Raw genomic sequence first — 15,528 nt, 5'->3', positions numbered from 1 at the left:
AGAATTCAGTGTAAATAACACGACTTATGTTATAATGGTGCTCTAATCAGTCACAATTATGACACACCGAGGAGGAGCTTTTCGTATGCGTAAACCGATCATGATTCATGCTCTTTTTCTGATGATTGCCTTTTTTATCTATATACAATCTCTAAATGGCGGTCCTACCTATCTCATCTGGAATATGACCTTGGCCTTAATCAGCTATGATGCTGCTGTATTGACGCTTTTATTCAAGAAACAGAAGTGGATCTATCCTCTTCTTTTCCTGTTGTGGTTGCTTTTCTTCCCCAACACTTTCTATATGATTACTGATTTGATTCATATGACTTGGGTAGCAGATGTTCTGAGTAAGCCAAGTGTTTTTCTGCTCTTTTTAGCTTTTGTTTCCAGTATTTTATTCGGGATTTTCTGTGGTATGGAGAGCTGGTATGTCATCAAGGAGCGTTGGAAGCTTAACTGGTATTTGGATCTATTGCTGACGGCAGCTCTGTCGGCTGTGTCCAGTCTGGCTATCTACATAGGACGTTATGATCGCCTCAATAGCTGGGATTTATTACTTCATCCACAGCTGGTTCTACAGAAACTCTTGCAAACTTTGCAGCCTGATCGACTGCCTTTCATTCTTGGTTTTACCTTTTTACAGTTTATGAGTTTGGTATTTCTGATGAAAGATAATAAAAAATAAGAACAGCGAGACATTCACCTTGAAAAAGTGAATGTTTTTTATTATAATTTAAACTATCGTTCGCGAATAAATGAAATTCGATCTGTTTTTCTTTGTTTTTGAACTAGATATTAGAAATTTTACTCAAAAGGAGATTTATTGAAAAATGGATAAATTTTTCAAACTGACCGAAAAAGGGACAGATGTCCGGACAGAGGTTTTGGCAGGTCTGACGACTTTCTTTGCCATGTCCTACATTTTATTCGTCAATCCGGCCATGCTGGCTCAGACAGGTATGCCCAAGCAGGGTGTTTTCCTAGCTACGATTATCGGGGCTGTTGCCGGAACCTTGATGATGGCCTTCTTTGCCAATTTGCCTTATGCGCAGGCACCGGGTATGGGGCTGAATGCCTTTTTCACTTTTACGGTCGTCTTTGCCTTGGGCTATACTTGGCAGGAAGCCTTGGCCATGGTCTTTATCTGCGGGATTATTTCACTCATTATCACTTTGACCAAGGTGCGTAAGATGATCATTGAGTCAATTCCAGGCTCCTTGCGAGCAGCTATTTCAGCTGGGATCGGAGTCTTTCTGGCCTATGTAGGTATTAAAAATGCTGGCTTGCTCAAGTTTTCAATCGATCCGGGCAATTATACAGTAGCTGGCAAAGGTGCAGATAAGGCTGCAGCGGCTATTACAGCTAATTCAGCAGCAACTCCAGGTCTGGTAGACTTTAACAATCCAGCGGTCCTAGTAGCCCTGGTCGGTTTGGCCATCACAATCTTCTTTATCGTGAAAAATATCAAGGGTGGGGTTATCCTATCCATCCTAGTAACGACAGTGGTAGCTATTCTGGTTGGCTTGGTTGATTTGTCAGCTATTGACTTTGGGCAGAATAACATTGGTACTGCTGTTAATGAACTGGGACAGATTTTTGGGGTGGCAGTAGGCCCGAAAGGTCTGGGTGCCCTTTTGGCAGATTCAGCTCGCTGGCCCCAGACCTGTATGGCCATTCTGGCTTTCTCCTTGACAGATATTTTTGATACTATTGGTACTTTGATTGGGACTGGTGAAAAGGTCGGGATTGTGGCGACTTCTGGGGAAAACCATGAATCAGAAGGTTTGGATAAGGCGCTTTACTCGGACCTCATCGGAACCTCTATTGGAGCCATTGCTGGAACCTCTAACGTGACGACTTATGTGGAGTCTGCAGCTGGTATCGGAGCTGGAGGCCGAACAGGTCTGACCGCCTTGGTCGTAGCCATCTGCTTTACGGTGTCAAGCTTCTTTAGTCCGCTTTTAGCCATTGTTCCTAACGCTGCAACTGCACCGATTCTGATTATTGTGGGGATTATGATGCTAGCTAGTCTGAAAAATATCCATTGGGATGATATGGCAGAAGCCATTCCAGCTTTCTTTACTTCTATTTTTATGGGATTTGCCTACTCTATCACTCACGGGATAGCAGCTGGATTTATTACCTACACTTTGGTCAAAATCTTCAAAGGTCAAGCTAAGGATGTGCATTCTATGATTTGGATTTTGGATCTTCTCTTTATTTTGAATTTCGTAAATCTGGCTTTAAATTAGGTCTAAACATTGCTGGATTTCCTTGTGTCTAGTGAAGTTTGGATAGCTTATATTTTCAGTATAAAAAATCAGCTTTTTGCGGCTGATTTTTCTTTTGCAAAATTAAGCAGAAAAAATTTTTTTCTGGTATAATAAGAGAATGTTTAGTCATAATGAGGAAGAATTAATTCAGTGGGGTCAACGTCTGGGCAAATTGCTTCAGGCAGGGGACGTACTGGTTTTAACGGGAGATTTAGGAGCAGGGAAGACAACCTTTACTAAGGGTCTGGCTCTAGGTTTGGGCATCAGTCAGATGATTAAAAGTCCAACCTATACCATTGTTCGGGAATACGAGGGGCGCTTGCCGCTCTATCATCTGGATGTCTACCGCGTCGGAGACGATCCAGATTCCATTGATTTGGATGACTTTCTCTTCGGGGAGGGTGTGACGGTCATTGAATGGGGGGAGCTGCTGGGAGAAAATCTGCCTGATAACTATTTAAAATTAAGCCTCTTGAAAAAGGAAGATGGACGTGAATTGGTTTTTGAAGCCCAAGGAAAGCGAGCCCAAGAGCTGCTTGAGGGACTGCAGAATGACTGAATATGAATTGTGCTTGCGAGAAGCGGAAAAAACAGATGCAGCTGAGCTGATTGCCTTCCTCAATCAGGTCGGGTCTGAGTCAGATTATATGACGCTGGATGAAGCTGGAATTTTGATGAATCAAGAGGAGATGGCTTCATTCATTGAGCATCAGGCTGCTTCCAGTAATCAGCTTTACTTGTTGGCTCTTTTAAATGGTGAGATTGCCGGTCTTGTCAGCATCACAGCTGATTTCCATGAGCGAATTCGCCATATTGGTCAAGTCTTTGTCGCGGTGAAGAAAGCTTTCTGGAACCAAGGACTGGGACGCATATTGCTAGAAGAGGCACTGGCTTGGGCAGAAGATTCTCAGGATATTAGACGTTTGGAATTGAGCGTTCAGGTTAGAAATGAACGAGCGGTTCACCTCTATAAAGATTTAGGATTTGAAATTGAAGGCTTACAAAAAAGAGGAGCCTATTTAAAAGAAGGGATATTTCTTGATGTTTACCTGATGGGTAAACTGATAGACTAAAAAAGATATGTTTAAAAAGATTATAATGATGTTTCTCAGCCTCCTTGTCGTAACGACAGCTGGTATTGGTACTTATGCATGGACGATTTATGGTCAGTCAACAGATGAACTGTCCAAGACTTATAAGGGCTTGGGAAATGAGACGGATGTCATTTCTGCGACTAAGCCCATGACCATCTTGCTGATGGGAGTGGATACAGGGAGCGGCTCCCGCGAGGATACTTGGGTTGGGAACAGCGATACCATGATTCTCCTGAGTGTCAATCCAAAGACCAAGAAAACAGTCATGATGAGTTTGGAACGTGATATTTTGACTCAGATTGATGAGAACGGTCAGACAGTTGAAGCCAAACTGAATGCTGCCTATGCGAATGGCGGAGCAGAGTTAGCCATTTCGACTATTGAGAGCCTGATGAATATCCACATTGACCGCTATGTGATGATTAATATGCAGGGCTTGGTTCAGTTAGTAGACGCAGTAGGTGGTATTGAGGTTAATAATACCTTTGACTTCCCAATTTCTATTGAGGATAATGAGCCTGAGTATACTGCCAAGGTTGAGCCAGGCAAGCAAACCATCAATGGTGATCAGGCGCTTGTCTATGCTCGCATGCGCTATCAGGATCCAGAGGGTGACTATGGCCGCCAAAAGCGTCAACGTGAAGTAATTAAGAAAGTGGTTGAAAAAGTTCTCAGTCTCAACAGTGTCAGCCATTATCAGGCTATTTTAAAAGCTGTCAGCAGCAACATGCAGACCAATATCGCGCTTGATTCAAAAAGCATTCCACAACTGCTAGGCTATCAGGATGCCTTTAAAAACATCAAGTCTGAACAGCTGCGTGGAGAAGATGCGACCTTGCCTGACGGTGGAAGCTATCAGCTAGTGACGTCGGAGCATTTGTTGAGCATGCAGAATCTAATCCGCAAGTCTCTGGGCTTGGATACAGTTAAGAGTCTGAAGACCAATGCTGTTCTCTATGAAGATATTATGGGCGGCAACAGTCTAAGAAGCAGCAATAGCAGCAGTACATCTAGTAGCACAGAAAGCTATAGCAGTTACCAGAATTCTTATAGTCAGCCTACTTATAATAATGGTTATGAGAATTATTCTTATCCAACGACAGATACAACAGTTGGAACGACGAATACAACTCCAGTTGCTCCAGCGGCTTCCTCTGCCCCAGCGGCAGATGTCAGTGTCAGCACCCCGCAAAGTCAGCCAGTAGTCAATACGACTACAGAGTAAAAAAGTTAAATATAAAAAGAGGCCAGCTCTTTGTAAATTGTAGTTGGTGACAAAAAGTAACATCAAGTGAAGTTGTTATTGATTCTCTCTTTTTAAAACATTTGTCAATTATATCAAACTTCTCTTGTTATTATTGAATTGAATCTAGCAAGTGATGCACTACAAGCATATGAAGAAATAATGTTTTCTGACAGTAGTTTTTTCCTATAATATTATTTTAAAGTTTCATAGTATAATCAAACCGAAATAGTAAAAATGAACAAGTTTGAATGTAAAAACAAAAATATCTTGAAAAATGTATGTAGCTAGAAAAAGTTGCATACATTTTTTCGTGCCTGTGTTGTATGACTAGCAGATTTTTCTTAAAAAAATAGAATATTTCCTGTATAATGGGAATATGTATAAAAATTTGGAGTTAGAAGAAGTATGATTGTAGGTATTGATTTAGGAACAACAAATTCTTTGGTTGGAGTTTATCAAGACGGTCAGGTTAAGCTGATCCCAAATGCTTTTGGAGAGTTTTTGACTCCTTCTGTTGTGGCCTTAGACGATAATGACGAAATCATAGTTGGGAAAATCGCTAAGGAGCGCTTGGTCACTCATTCTGACAAGACTGTTTCTCAATTTAAACGCTTTATGGGAACTAAGCACGACTTAAGACTAGGACATAGAACTTATAAGGCTGAAGAATTAAGCTCTTTTGTGATTCGAAAGTTGGTAGATGATGCAGAAACTTATCTTGGAGAGAAAGTTGATGAAGTTATCGTTAGTGTACCAGCCTATTTCAATGATGCTCAGCGCTATGCGACAAAAATAGCAGGAAAATTTGCAGGGGTTAAGATTGATCGTATTATCAATGAACCTTCTGCAGCTGCCCTTGCTAAAAGATCCGTGAGTCATCAAGAGGATCAATCTTTCATTGTAGTCGATTTTGGTGGAGGTACTCTGGATATCTCCGTTGTAGAGTTGTTTGATAATATTGTTGAGATTGTGTCTATAGCAGGTGACAATCGTTTGGGAGGAGAGGATTTCACTGCAGCTATTGCTGAGGAATTTTTAGTCTTCAATCAATTGACCAAGGACTCCATTTCGCGCGAATTCTATAGCAAAATTTTGGTGCAAGCTGAGAAAACTAAGTTGGACTTGAATGACAAAGAAGAAGTGAAAATGTCAGTACTTGACCAGGAACAGAGATATTCTTTAAATTTGACCTACCAGCGTTTTTATGAGCTTTGTCAACCTCTGTTAGCCCGTGTTAAGTCAGTTTTAGACCGCGCTTTGATGGATGCACGTTTTAGCTATGTAAGCTCTGATAATTTTGTCCTAGTTGGGGGAACTTCAAAATTGAGATTGGTTCAGGATTTTCTATCTTACTGTATTGATCAAAAGGTGCAAGTATCTGATAATCCCGATCTGATGATTGCAAGAGGATGTGCGCTCCTTGCAGGAATCAAGCAACGTCAAGGAGAGATACGAGACCTGTTGCTTTCTGATATCTGCCCGTTCACACTCGGTATTAAGGTAGTCGGTGATCATTTTTCACCAATAATAGAGCGAAATTCCACCCTCCCTGCTTCGCGGTTGGAGCATTACTATACTGCTGAAGTGGGACAGAGCCAGGTGAAGATAAAGGTCTACCAAGGCGAGATGATGAAGGCGACCCAAAACTTATTCTTAGGAGAACTGGAAGTTCCAGTTCCTGTAAATTATCGAGCTAATGAAGGTTTTACAGTCCGATTCACCTATGATCTTAATGGAATATTGGATGTGGAAGTGAAAATTGACTCGACTCAAGAAATCTTTAGCCATGTCATCTTGCAAGATAGTATTACGCTGACAGAAAAGGAAATCAAGGTCAAACAATCTGAATTATCTCGCTATAAGATTAATGCACAGGAGACAGAGGTCTACCGCTTCTTGATTGAGAAGGCCAATCGCGTCTATAGTATGCTACTCGGCAGGAGAAGAGATAATCTGATGGAGGAAACAAAGAGATTTGAGGAAGAGGTCAAACAGGCGTCTGTCTATCAATTACCTAAGGTTTACCAGTCATTTTCTCGTTACTTAGATTATCTAGAACGAGGGTTGTAAGAGAGGAGAAAATATGAGTATATGGGAAACTTTAGGTATTGAGCCAACTCATGATGTCAAAGCAATTCGGAGACGTTATGCTGAGCTGGTTCGACATTATCATCCTGAAGACCAACCAGAAATCTATCAGCAAATTGTTGAAGCCTATCAAGTAGCCTTAGATTATGCAAGATCAATCAATGCTAGCTCAGAGACTGGTCTAAGAAAACCGATTTCCCATCAGCAAGAAAGTCAGACAGGTGAGGAAACCCAAGACTCTGCTTCAAGTTCCCTTGATTTTGATACTTTACATATAGAAGAGGAGCAGTCGCAAGAGGAAGGTGCAAAGTCTCTACTTGACTTTAGTGACTATAAAAGCTCAACTGCTTCAATCGGAAACTATGAAGAACCAGAGACTTCTCTAAACTTTGAAACGTTGAAGGTGGAGGAAGCGCAGTTACAAGAAGAAACCGCAAAGTCTACCCTGGATTTTAGCGGCTATAATGAAACTTCGTATATAATTCGGAATTCGATTGAAAACATAATCGGCAATGCTGATTATAGCTTTGAAGAGCAAGAAAATCTTTGGAGCCAGTTCTTTAGTCAGTATAGATATGACATGAGTGCTGTTCAAACTGTCCTAGAGGAAATGGATGTTTATATTTTTAACAAGTCTGAACAATTCTCTATCATCATACCTTTACTGAAGGACTATGTCCCTGATTTTCGCAACTGGAGTTACTATTACAAACTGAATCATTGGGAAATCAAAAGGGCAGAGGCAGTAGAACAACAGAAATCTATTGCAAGTGCAAAAGAAGAGACTGAGCAATTTTACGCTTCATATCTTTTATGCCAAGAAATTCTCAAAGATTCTAAAAAAGCAAATCAACTAACATCTTGGATAGATTTTTTTAAGCACCCGCATCTTGCTTTTGTCGTGCTGTTTCAAGTGAGTCAGAAGCGTCACATAATTAAGAGTGTCCCTACTTTAACTTATATCCTTGAAAAGGTGCGACAAGTAATGTTTGAAGAGGATCGTGAACAGTTTGATGACCTAGCTGAGTACTTAAAGAAATTAAAGGTAAAACTTGGTGAAAATGTTGACTTTAATCAATACTCTTTAGATAACCCTGATGAGGTTGAGGTAGTTTTTTATGAACTGCTAAACGCTCATTATGAAGACGACTATAGTCTATTGCGTGATTGGCAATTTCTTTTTGAAAGGGTTAAGGATCAATCACTTTTACTATCTTTGTTAGAAAAAGTGGATGTCTATCCTTTAAAGAATAAAAAGGTTTTAACCCTGATACTCCAATTTGTAGAGCGTTCAAGTAACGAGGAGTCAAATCCCTATCTGAAAAAGCTACAATTCTGGAATATTGTTCAGTCCTATCCTTCTGTTGTAAAAGAGTTTGAACTAGATAATAAGGAGAATTTTGAATATTGGTATTACGAAGGCTATCTTTATGTTGAAAAACTAACGAAAAGTGATGAACTCATCAATGATTGGGATGAGTGGAAGCAATATTTTAAAGAAAAGCCTCGTATTCTAACTGTCTTGTTTGAACAGATATACAAGGAGTATCGACGCTTCACAGATGGAGAAGTCTTGAGATTTGTTCTTGGAAGATTTACTACTTCTAAAATTGCTCCACATATGATGACAGAGGAGACGGACAAGAAACTTGAAGAGATGACAGCCTATGCCTATGAGCTCAGTTATCCGAAGTCGAAACTATCCTATTCATCTTGGAAAAAAAGACAGATATTCACCAATAAATTTCTGCAGTTTGTATTTGCTGTTTTGACTGTATTTAGCCTCATACAAAGTATCCAAGAGCAACGTCTTGGATTAAATTCTTGGGTTTATGTAGGAATGGTATCTCTTTTTTACTATTATATATTGAGAATGCGACAAACACCCATGGAAGAAGGGGATTTTGCTCGAGGTATGAAGCCCAAACTTTACTACAATCTCAATATGTGGGTTATGGGAATTTTATTCCTTTTCTTAGCCATTCCGTTTTTACCTCTTGGACTTATCGTTGGACTCTCTTTTATAACATTTTTCTGCTTTATTGATGGATTTAAGGTTAATAAGGGTCCAAAATGGAATTATTCACTAGATTGGCTTACTCCTGTTGGTATTTTTCTTTCTGCTGGTTTTCTTTCTGCTTTGGCAAAAAGAAGTCAATTGGTTTCAGGTGTTGTCATATTCTATAGCATTATTCTGATTATCCTGCTCATTATTTTGTCCTTTACGAGATTGAGTCTAGACTTTCCGCCTTCGCTTAAGAAAATTTTCTTTCCAAGTTTAATAGGGATTCTTCTTTTTCAATTTTCTCCTCTCATTCACTTTAGACTTAGTTACTTTGATCCTATGATTCTTCGGCAAGACACCCTTAGCCTAACAGTCATGCTGCTATTAAATGCTGTTGCTATGTCTTATTTTACAAAAGAACAAAGTTTAATAATTGGAGTTAAAAAGGTCTTCATAATTTATAGTTTGCAGCTGTTTATCTTTCTTCGACGATTTCTTAGGATTCTATTTTTCAATATAGCAGGGTTACGCCGATATAATATTGAAGTTGACTCCCTTATAATGAATAGTGAGGTTGCTTTCTTCTTTCTAGAAGGACTATTTGTCCTTATGCTAATCCTCCTTTTTCGAAATATCCGTAAAGGAAAATAATCTCTGTTTTATTAGGAATAATAAGTTGCGATAAATAGATGTAGAAAAAATTTTCAGAGAACCACTTCGTATTTCAAAAACAGCACCTTTTGATAGAGAAAAACTCCAGTTTTTAGCTGGAGTTTTTCTCTATCACGACTCGTACTTTTCCCAGATGTCTTTGACTTGCTGGATCTGCACTTGAGCTTGGTTTTCAAGGACTTTATATTTATAAGTAAGATCTTGAGCGATGTCTTTGACTTGCTCTTTTTGCTCTTGAATGATGGCAATATTTCGTTGGATATTGGCTAGACTGTCCTTTACTTTGTCTAGACTATCTGTTGTTTCAATGATTTCTTCTTGAATTTTTTGTCGGTTTTCAACCAGCTTGTAGCTGGCTGCTGCAGCACCGATAAATAGGAAAATATTTGACAGTTTCATAGTCTCTCCTTAAGCTTGTGTAATCTTCTCAGCTAATTCGGCTAGAGCTGGGAAGTCTGGTTCGTGGGCTGCGAAAGTAATCTTGAGGTCATCTGCATCACTGTAGCGCGGTGCCAAATGCACATGGGTATGAAAGACAGTCTGTCCAGCGATTTCTTCGTTGTTGTTGATGATATTCATACCAGCTGCACCTGTGGCTTTCATCACCTTACGGGCAATGTCAGGTAAGCGAGCAAAGAGCTGACTGGTGCTGTCGGCATCCATATCCAGCACATTTCGGAAATGCTCTTTAGGGACAACCAAGGTATGACCTGGTGTTACCTGAGAAATATCCAGAAAAGCAAGGACTTTCTCGTCTTCATAGACTTTAGAAGAAGGGATTTCTCCGGCAATAATTTTACAAAAAATACAATCAGCCATAAATGGTACCTCTATTCGCTAGATTTTGTTATAATATAAGAACCATTATACCAGAATTCGGAGAAAATATGTTAGAAATCAAAGAGCTTACGGGCGGCTATGTTAATATCCCGGTTTTAAAGGATGTCAGCTTTGAAGTGGGAAATGGCCAGCTGGTTGGTCTGATTGGTCTCAACGGTGCGGGCAAGTCCACGACTATCAATGAGATTATCGGTCTTTTGACGCCTTATAAGGGGCAGATTCAAATTGATGGGCTGGAGCTGCGGACTAATCCTAGTGATTACCGCAAGAAAATCGGTTTTATTCCTGAAACGCCCAGTCTCTACGAAGAATTAACCCTGCGCGAGCACATTGAAACGGTAGCTATGGCATACGACATTGAGCAGGAAACAGCTTTTAAGCGCGTGGATAAGTTATTGGAAATGTTCCGACTCAAGGAAAAACTGGATTGGTTCCCTGTTCACTTTTCAAAAGGGATGAAGCAAAAAGTGATGATTATCTGTGCTTTTGTAGTTGATCCCAGCCTTTTTATCGTAGATGAGCCTTTTCTGGGACTGGATCCGGTAGCTATTGCAGACCTTATCCAGCTCTTGGATGAGGAAAAGAAGAAGGGCAAGTCGATTCTGATGAGCACCCATGTTCTGGACTCTGCCGAGAAGATGTGCGATAGTTTTGTAATCTTGCACAAGGGTCAAGTACGGGCCAAGGGCAGCTTGACTGAGTTGCGGGCCCAATTTCAAATGCCGGATGCTAGTCTGAATGACATCTATCTAGCCCTGACAGAAGAGGCGGCGCTATGAAAGAATTATTTGCCAAACGAAAGCAGGATTTTCGTCAGCAGTGTCTGAAATACCTGCGCTATGTTTTTAATGATCATTTCGTGCTCTTTCTTCTGATTTTTATGGGATTTTTAGGTGTTCAGTACAGTCAGCTTTTGCGGCATTTCCCGACCAATCACCTCCCGATTATTGCCAGTCTAGTTATTCTATCGCTCTTTATCCTGCCTTTTGGACGGATTGCGACCTATCTGGAAAAGCCGGATGCTCTCTTTCTCTTGGTCAGAGAAGCAGAAGTCAGGGCTTTTATCAAGGCTCAGATTCTGCGTTCCTATCTCTTGTACGCAGTCTTACAGACAGGGCTATTGCTACTGTTAGCTCCGCTTTTTCTGGCTCTGGGATTGCCTGTTTGGGGCTTCGGGCTTTACTGCCTCCTTATGCTAGTCTTAAAATGGTTTTTGTTTCAGGCTAAGGCTAAGAAGTTCTTTACTGAAAATGGTTTAGATTGGCAGGTTCTGGTCGCTTATGAAGCAGCCCGAAAGCAGACGATTCTCCGTTTCTTTGCTCTCTTTACCAATGTTAAAGGCATTTCAAATAGTGTCAAGCGCCGGGCCTATCTGGATGGTTTGACGAGACTTGTGGGCAAGCAGCATAGCAAGACCTGGCAGAATCTCTTTTTGCGCTCTTACTTGCGAAATGGAGACTTTTTTGCTCTGACCTTAAGACTGCTCTTTCTAGCTCTTTTGGCCTTGATTTTTGTCAGTCAAGCTTGGATTGCTGCAGCTTTTGCGGTCTTGTTCAATTACCTCTTGCTCTTCCAGCTGACGGCCTTGTATGAAACTTTTGACTATCAGTTTTTGACCCAGCTTTTTCCGATAGAAAGAGGGGAAAAGCTGAAGGGAGCAAGACAAATTATCACATCTATTGGCAGCAGCGTTCTCTTGGCTGAAGTGCTGACTGCACTGCTATTTCTCCAAGACAAGACAGCAGTGCTGGCCATGATGGGAGCGACTGCCCTACTCTATCTGTTCTATCTGCCGTTTAAGTTACGGAGATTGGTTGACTAAAAGAGGTAAAATTAGTAAAATGATAAAGAAACTTTTTACGGAGGGGAAATATGGACTTGGTTGATAACGAGCTGACCCTGACACCGATAGCTGGTAAGAGCGGAAAGGCCTATATGGGGACTTATCCGGACGGGGGGCGCGTTTTCGTCAAGATGAATACAACCCCTATCTTAGCAGGCTTAGCTCGAGAACAAATCGCACCGCAGCTTTTGTGGAGCCGCCGGATGCCGGACGGCAACGTAATGAGCGGGCAGGAGTGGCTTTCAGGCACTATTCTGACCCCAAATGATATGTCCAAAAAGCAAGTAATCAATATTTTGACTCGGCTGCATCGCTCGCGCCCATTGATGACTCAGCTGACCAAGCTGGGCTATACATTGGAAACGCCAACTGATTTACTGAATGCTTGGCTCAATCAAGTGCCGCTTGCTTTGAGGAATAATCAATATCTGCAATCAGTCATCCGCGACCTACGCCAGACAGTGCCGGCCTTTCGTGAGGATTATGCGACCATCGTTCACGGAGATGTGCGCCACAGCAACTGGGTAGAGACCGACAGCGGGCTTATTTACTTGGTGGATTGGGATTCTGTGCGCCTGACAGACAGGATGATGGATGTAGCTCATATTTTGAGCCATTATGTGCCTGATTCAGGCTGGCAAGAGTGGCTGAGCGCTTATGGCTATAAGTATAATCAGACTGTTTTCAATAAGCTATACTGGTTTGGTCAGTATTCTTATCTGATGCAGATTGCCAAATACTATGAAAACAATGATTTAGAAAATGTGAACCGGGAGATTTACGCATTACGAAACTTCCGTTCCAAATACGGAAGAGGACAATGAGAGTAAGGAATCGAAAGGGAGCGACGGAACTGCTAGAGGCGCATCCCCAGTATGTGATTTTGAATCCGGCAGACGCCAAGGGCAGATGGCGGGAGATTTTTGGCAATGACCATCCCATTCATGTAGAGGTTGGCAGCGGTAAAGGAGCCTTTGTATCTGGCATGGCCAAGGCCAATCCTGAGATCAACTATATCGGGATTGATATCCAGAAATCGGTCCTCAGCTATGCCTTGGACAAGGTGCTAGCAACGGATGTGCCCAATATCAAGCTTCTCTGGGTGGACGGTTCGGATCTGACTGATTATTTTGAAGATGGCGAGATTGACCGCCTCTATCTGAACTTTTCAGATCCTTGGCCCAAGAAACGTCATGAAAAGCGCCGTCTGACCTATCAGTCCTTTCTGGCGACCTATCAGCAGATTTTGCCGGAAAATGGAGAAATCCACTTCAAAACGGACAACCGCGGTCTTTTTGAGTATAGCCTAGTAAGCTTTTCTCAGTATGGTATGAAGTTAAAGGGCGTGTGGTTAGATTTGCATGCCAGCGACTTTGAGGACAATGTCCTGACTGAGTATGAGCAGAAATTTGCTAACAAGGGACAAGTCATCTACCGGGTGGAAGCAGCATTTGAATAAGAAAGAGTCTTTGAGGAAATACTCCTTGAAGACTTTATTATTGGGAAAGAATGTTGCTTAAAAATAAGAGCGTTTTAAGTGGCATTCTGTCTTTAAAAGCTTGTACGGCACATTTCCCTTGCATTCTGGGACTTGTCGTGCTATAATACTAGTAATGAATAAGGAAAGAGAGGCGAGGAAGTATCTTCGCCTCTTATCTGTGAGGAGGTGTCGTCATATCGCAACGATTGTTGAATTGGTGAGGGAGGTTATTGAACCAGCCATTTTGGCCCCCTATGAATTAGTCGATATTGAGTACGGAAAGATGGGCGGGGACTACGTTCTCAGTGTTTTTGTAGATAAGCCTGAGGGCATTACGGTCAATGATACAGCGGATTTGACGGATATTATCAGTCCGCTCTTGGATCAAATCAAACCAGATCCCTTCCCAGAACAGTATTTTCTGGAAGTGACCAGTCCGGGCTTGGAGCGTCCGCTCAAGACCAAGGAACAGCTATCCGATGCAGTCGGCAGTTATATCCATGTCAGTCTCTATAAGGCTGTTGACAAGCAGAAAGTCTTTGAAGGCACCTTGCTGAGCTTTGAAGAGGATGTTCTGCACATGGAATATCTGGACAAGACTCGCAGAAAAGAAGTCGAAATTCCCTACAGTCTGGTTTCCAAAGCCAGATTAGCCGTTAAGTTTTAGCCGCAGAAGCAATATAGAAAAGAAAGGAACACTTTTGTTTCGGCAAAAGTCACATGAAAATGAGTAAAGAAATGCTAGAGGCCTTCCGCATTTTGGAAGAAGACAAAGGAATCAAGAAAGAAGATATCATTGACGCAGTGACTGAGTCACTCCGCTCAGCCTATCGTCGTCGCTATGGTCAGGCAGACAGCGCAGCCATTGAGTTTGACGAAAAGTCAGGAGATTTCCGTGTCTATACTGTTCGCGAAGTCGTGGACGAGGTCTTTGACAGCCGTTTGGAAATCAGTCTCAAAGATGCCTTGGCTATCAGTTCAGCCTATGAATTGGGAGATAAGATCAAGTTTGAAGAAGCGCCAGCTGAATTTGGCCGTGTCGCTGCTCAGTCAGCCAAGCAAACCATCATGGAAAAGATGCGCAAGCAGACCCGAGCAATCACCTACAATACCTATAAAGAGCATGAAAATGAAATCATGTCAGGAACTGTGGAGCGCTTTGACAATCGCTTTATCTATGTCAATCTTGGTAGCATCGAAGCGCAACTATCGAAGCAAGACCAGATTCCTGGTGAGGTCTTTGCCTCTCATGACCGCATCGAAGTCTTTGTCTACAAGGTAGAAGATAACCCTCGCGGTGTCAATGTCTTTGTCAGTCGCAGCCATCCAGAAATGATCAAGCGCTTGATGGAGCAAGAAATCCCAGAAGTTTATGACGGAACTGTGGAAATCATGAGCGTATCGCGGGAAGCTGGCGATCGGACCAAGGTAGCGGTTCGCAGCCACAACCCTAATGTGGATGCCATCGGAACAATCGTCGGACGCGGTGGAGCTAATATCAAGAAAATTACGAGCAAGTTCCATCCTGCCAAATACGATCCGAAGAGCGGGCGTATGGTGCCGACTGAAGAAAATATCGATGTCATCGAGTGGGTAGCAGATCCAGCTGAATTTATCTACAACGCTATTGCTCCTGCAGAGGTTGACCAAGTTATCTTTAACCAAGAAGATAACAAGCGGGCCTTGGTTGTCGTACCGGACAACAAGCTTTCTCTGGCTATCGGCCGTCGCGGACAGAATGTACGCTTGGCAGCTCATTTGACAGGCTTTAGAATCGATATCAAGTCTGCCACAGAGTTTGAAGAAATGGAAGCAGCCAATGAACTGGGCGGATTTGCTCAGGAAGCTGAAGAAATTCTTGCGGAAGCAGCTGTTTTGGAGACAGAAGTTTCAGCAGCAGAAGCAACAGACTTTGACGCAGTTGCAGAGGAAACTGTACTAGAAACAGCTGCTTTAGAAAGCGAAGCTGAAGAACTAGACTAAG

15 protein-coding genes are annotated in these 15,528 nt (G+C 42.0%); 13 read left to right on the top strand and 2 right to left on the bottom strand.

Translation table 11 applies throughout. The features are described 5' to 3' along the window. Positions 1–58: 58 nt before the first annotated feature. From J1C86_RS09480 to J1C86_RS09450, 7 genes are all read left to right on the top strand, one after another. Complete coding sequence (locus tag J1C86_RS09480; protein WP_125409662.1) at positions 59–688, top strand: DUF1361 domain-containing protein; 630 nt, start codon at positions 59–61, stop codon at positions 686–688. Between the two features lie 145 nt (positions 689–833). Further along, the gene (locus J1C86_RS09475) at positions 834–2,255 is read left to right on the top strand and encodes an NCS2 family permease (RefSeq protein ID WP_125409664.1); all 1,422 of its coding nucleotides are present in this window, start codon (positions 834–836) and stop codon (positions 2,253–2,255) included. 139 nt (positions 2,256–2,394) lie between these two features. After that, the gene (gene tsaE / locus J1C86_RS09470) at positions 2,395–2,835 is read left to right on the top strand and encodes a tRNA (adenosine(37)-N6)-threonylcarbamoyltransferase complex ATPase subunit type 1 TsaE (protein WP_002908115.1); all 441 of its coding nucleotides are present in this window, start codon (positions 2,395–2,397) and stop codon (positions 2,833–2,835) included. Then, a complete protein-coding gene (locus tag J1C86_RS09465; protein WP_125409666.1) occupies positions 2,828–3,349 on the top strand; it encodes a GNAT family N-acetyltransferase in 522 nt (173 codons plus the stop codon). The genes tsaE and J1C86_RS09465 overlap by 8 nt, the downstream gene beginning before the upstream one ends. 7 nt (positions 3,350–3,356) lie before the next feature. Next, the gene (gene brpA, locus J1C86_RS09460; RefSeq protein WP_002908116.1) at positions 3,357–4,595 is read left to right on the top strand and encodes a biofilm formation/cell division transcriptional regulator BrpA; all 1,239 of its coding nucleotides are present in this window, start codon (positions 3,357–3,359) and stop codon (positions 4,593–4,595) included. 426 nt (positions 4,596–5,021) lie between these two features. Next, a complete protein-coding gene (locus tag J1C86_RS09455; RefSeq protein ID WP_125405924.1) occupies positions 5,022–6,686 on the top strand; it encodes a molecular chaperone HscC in 1,665 nt (554 codons plus the stop codon). A 13-nt stretch (positions 6,687–6,699) separates the two neighbouring features. Beyond that, on the top strand, positions 6,700–9,360 hold the full coding sequence (locus J1C86_RS09450; RefSeq protein ID WP_125405922.1) for a J domain-containing protein: 2,661 nt from the start codon (positions 6,700–6,702) through the stop codon (positions 9,358–9,360). 132 nt (positions 9,361–9,492) lie between these two features. Here J1C86_RS09450 and J1C86_RS09445 read toward each other — a convergent pair whose 3' ends face one another. Both J1C86_RS09445 and J1C86_RS09440 read right to left on the bottom strand, forming a co-directional pair. Then, a complete protein-coding gene (locus tag J1C86_RS09445; RefSeq protein WP_002896907.1) occupies positions 9,493–9,780 on the bottom strand; it encodes a hypothetical protein in 288 nt (95 codons plus the stop codon). 9 nt (positions 9,781–9,789) lie between these two features. After that, the gene (locus J1C86_RS09440) at positions 9,790–10,200 is read right to left on the bottom strand and encodes an HIT family protein (RefSeq protein ID WP_125405919.1); all 411 of its coding nucleotides are present in this window, start codon (positions 10,198–10,200) and stop codon (positions 9,790–9,792) included. Between the two features lie 68 nt (positions 10,201–10,268). On the opposite strand from J1C86_RS09440, the gene J1C86_RS09435 reads away from it, so the two are divergent. The 6 genes from J1C86_RS09435 to nusA all read left to right on the top strand — a co-directional run bounded on the left by J1C86_RS09435 (position 10,269) and on the right by nusA (position 15,527). Then, positions 10,269–11,000, top strand: coding sequence for an ABC transporter ATP-binding protein (locus tag J1C86_RS09435; RefSeq protein ID WP_032911853.1), 732 nt, complete (start codon positions 10,269–10,271; stop codon positions 10,998–11,000). Beyond that, positions 10,997–12,043, top strand: coding sequence for an ABC transporter permease (locus tag J1C86_RS09430; RefSeq protein ID WP_125405916.1), 1,047 nt, complete (start codon positions 10,997–10,999; stop codon positions 12,041–12,043). Before J1C86_RS09435 ends, J1C86_RS09430 begins: the two co-directional genes overlap by 4 nt. Before the next feature lie 50 nt (positions 12,044–12,093). Then, entirely contained in the window at positions 12,094–12,888 is a 795-nt protein-coding gene (gene ccrZ, locus J1C86_RS09425) for a cell cycle regulator CcrZ (protein ID WP_002893562.1), read from the top strand. Continuing rightward, positions 12,885–13,523, top strand: a complete 639-nt coding sequence (gene trmB, locus J1C86_RS09420) for a tRNA (guanosine(46)-N7)-methyltransferase TrmB (RefSeq protein WP_125405913.1) — start codon at positions 12,885–12,887, stop codon at positions 13,521–13,523. The genes ccrZ and trmB overlap by 4 nt, the downstream gene beginning before the upstream one ends. Before the next feature lie 199 nt (positions 13,524–13,722). Continuing rightward, positions 13,723–14,211, top strand: coding sequence for a ribosome maturation factor RimP (gene rimP, locus J1C86_RS09415; RefSeq protein ID WP_032912391.1), 489 nt, complete (start codon positions 13,723–13,725; stop codon positions 14,209–14,211). Between the two features lie 59 nt (positions 14,212–14,270). Next, a complete protein-coding gene (nusA, locus tag J1C86_RS09410) occupies positions 14,271–15,527 on the top strand; it encodes a transcription termination factor NusA (protein WP_185755749.1) in 1,257 nt (418 codons plus the stop codon). Position 15,528 lies beyond the last annotated feature (1 nt).

It is taken from the genome of Streptococcus sanguinis, assembly GCF_050220005.1.
Lineage (GTDB): Bacteria > Bacillota > Bacilli > Lactobacillales > Streptococcaceae > Streptococcus > Streptococcus sanguinis_Z.
This window is presented reverse-complemented; position numbering and strand designations above follow the sequence as displayed.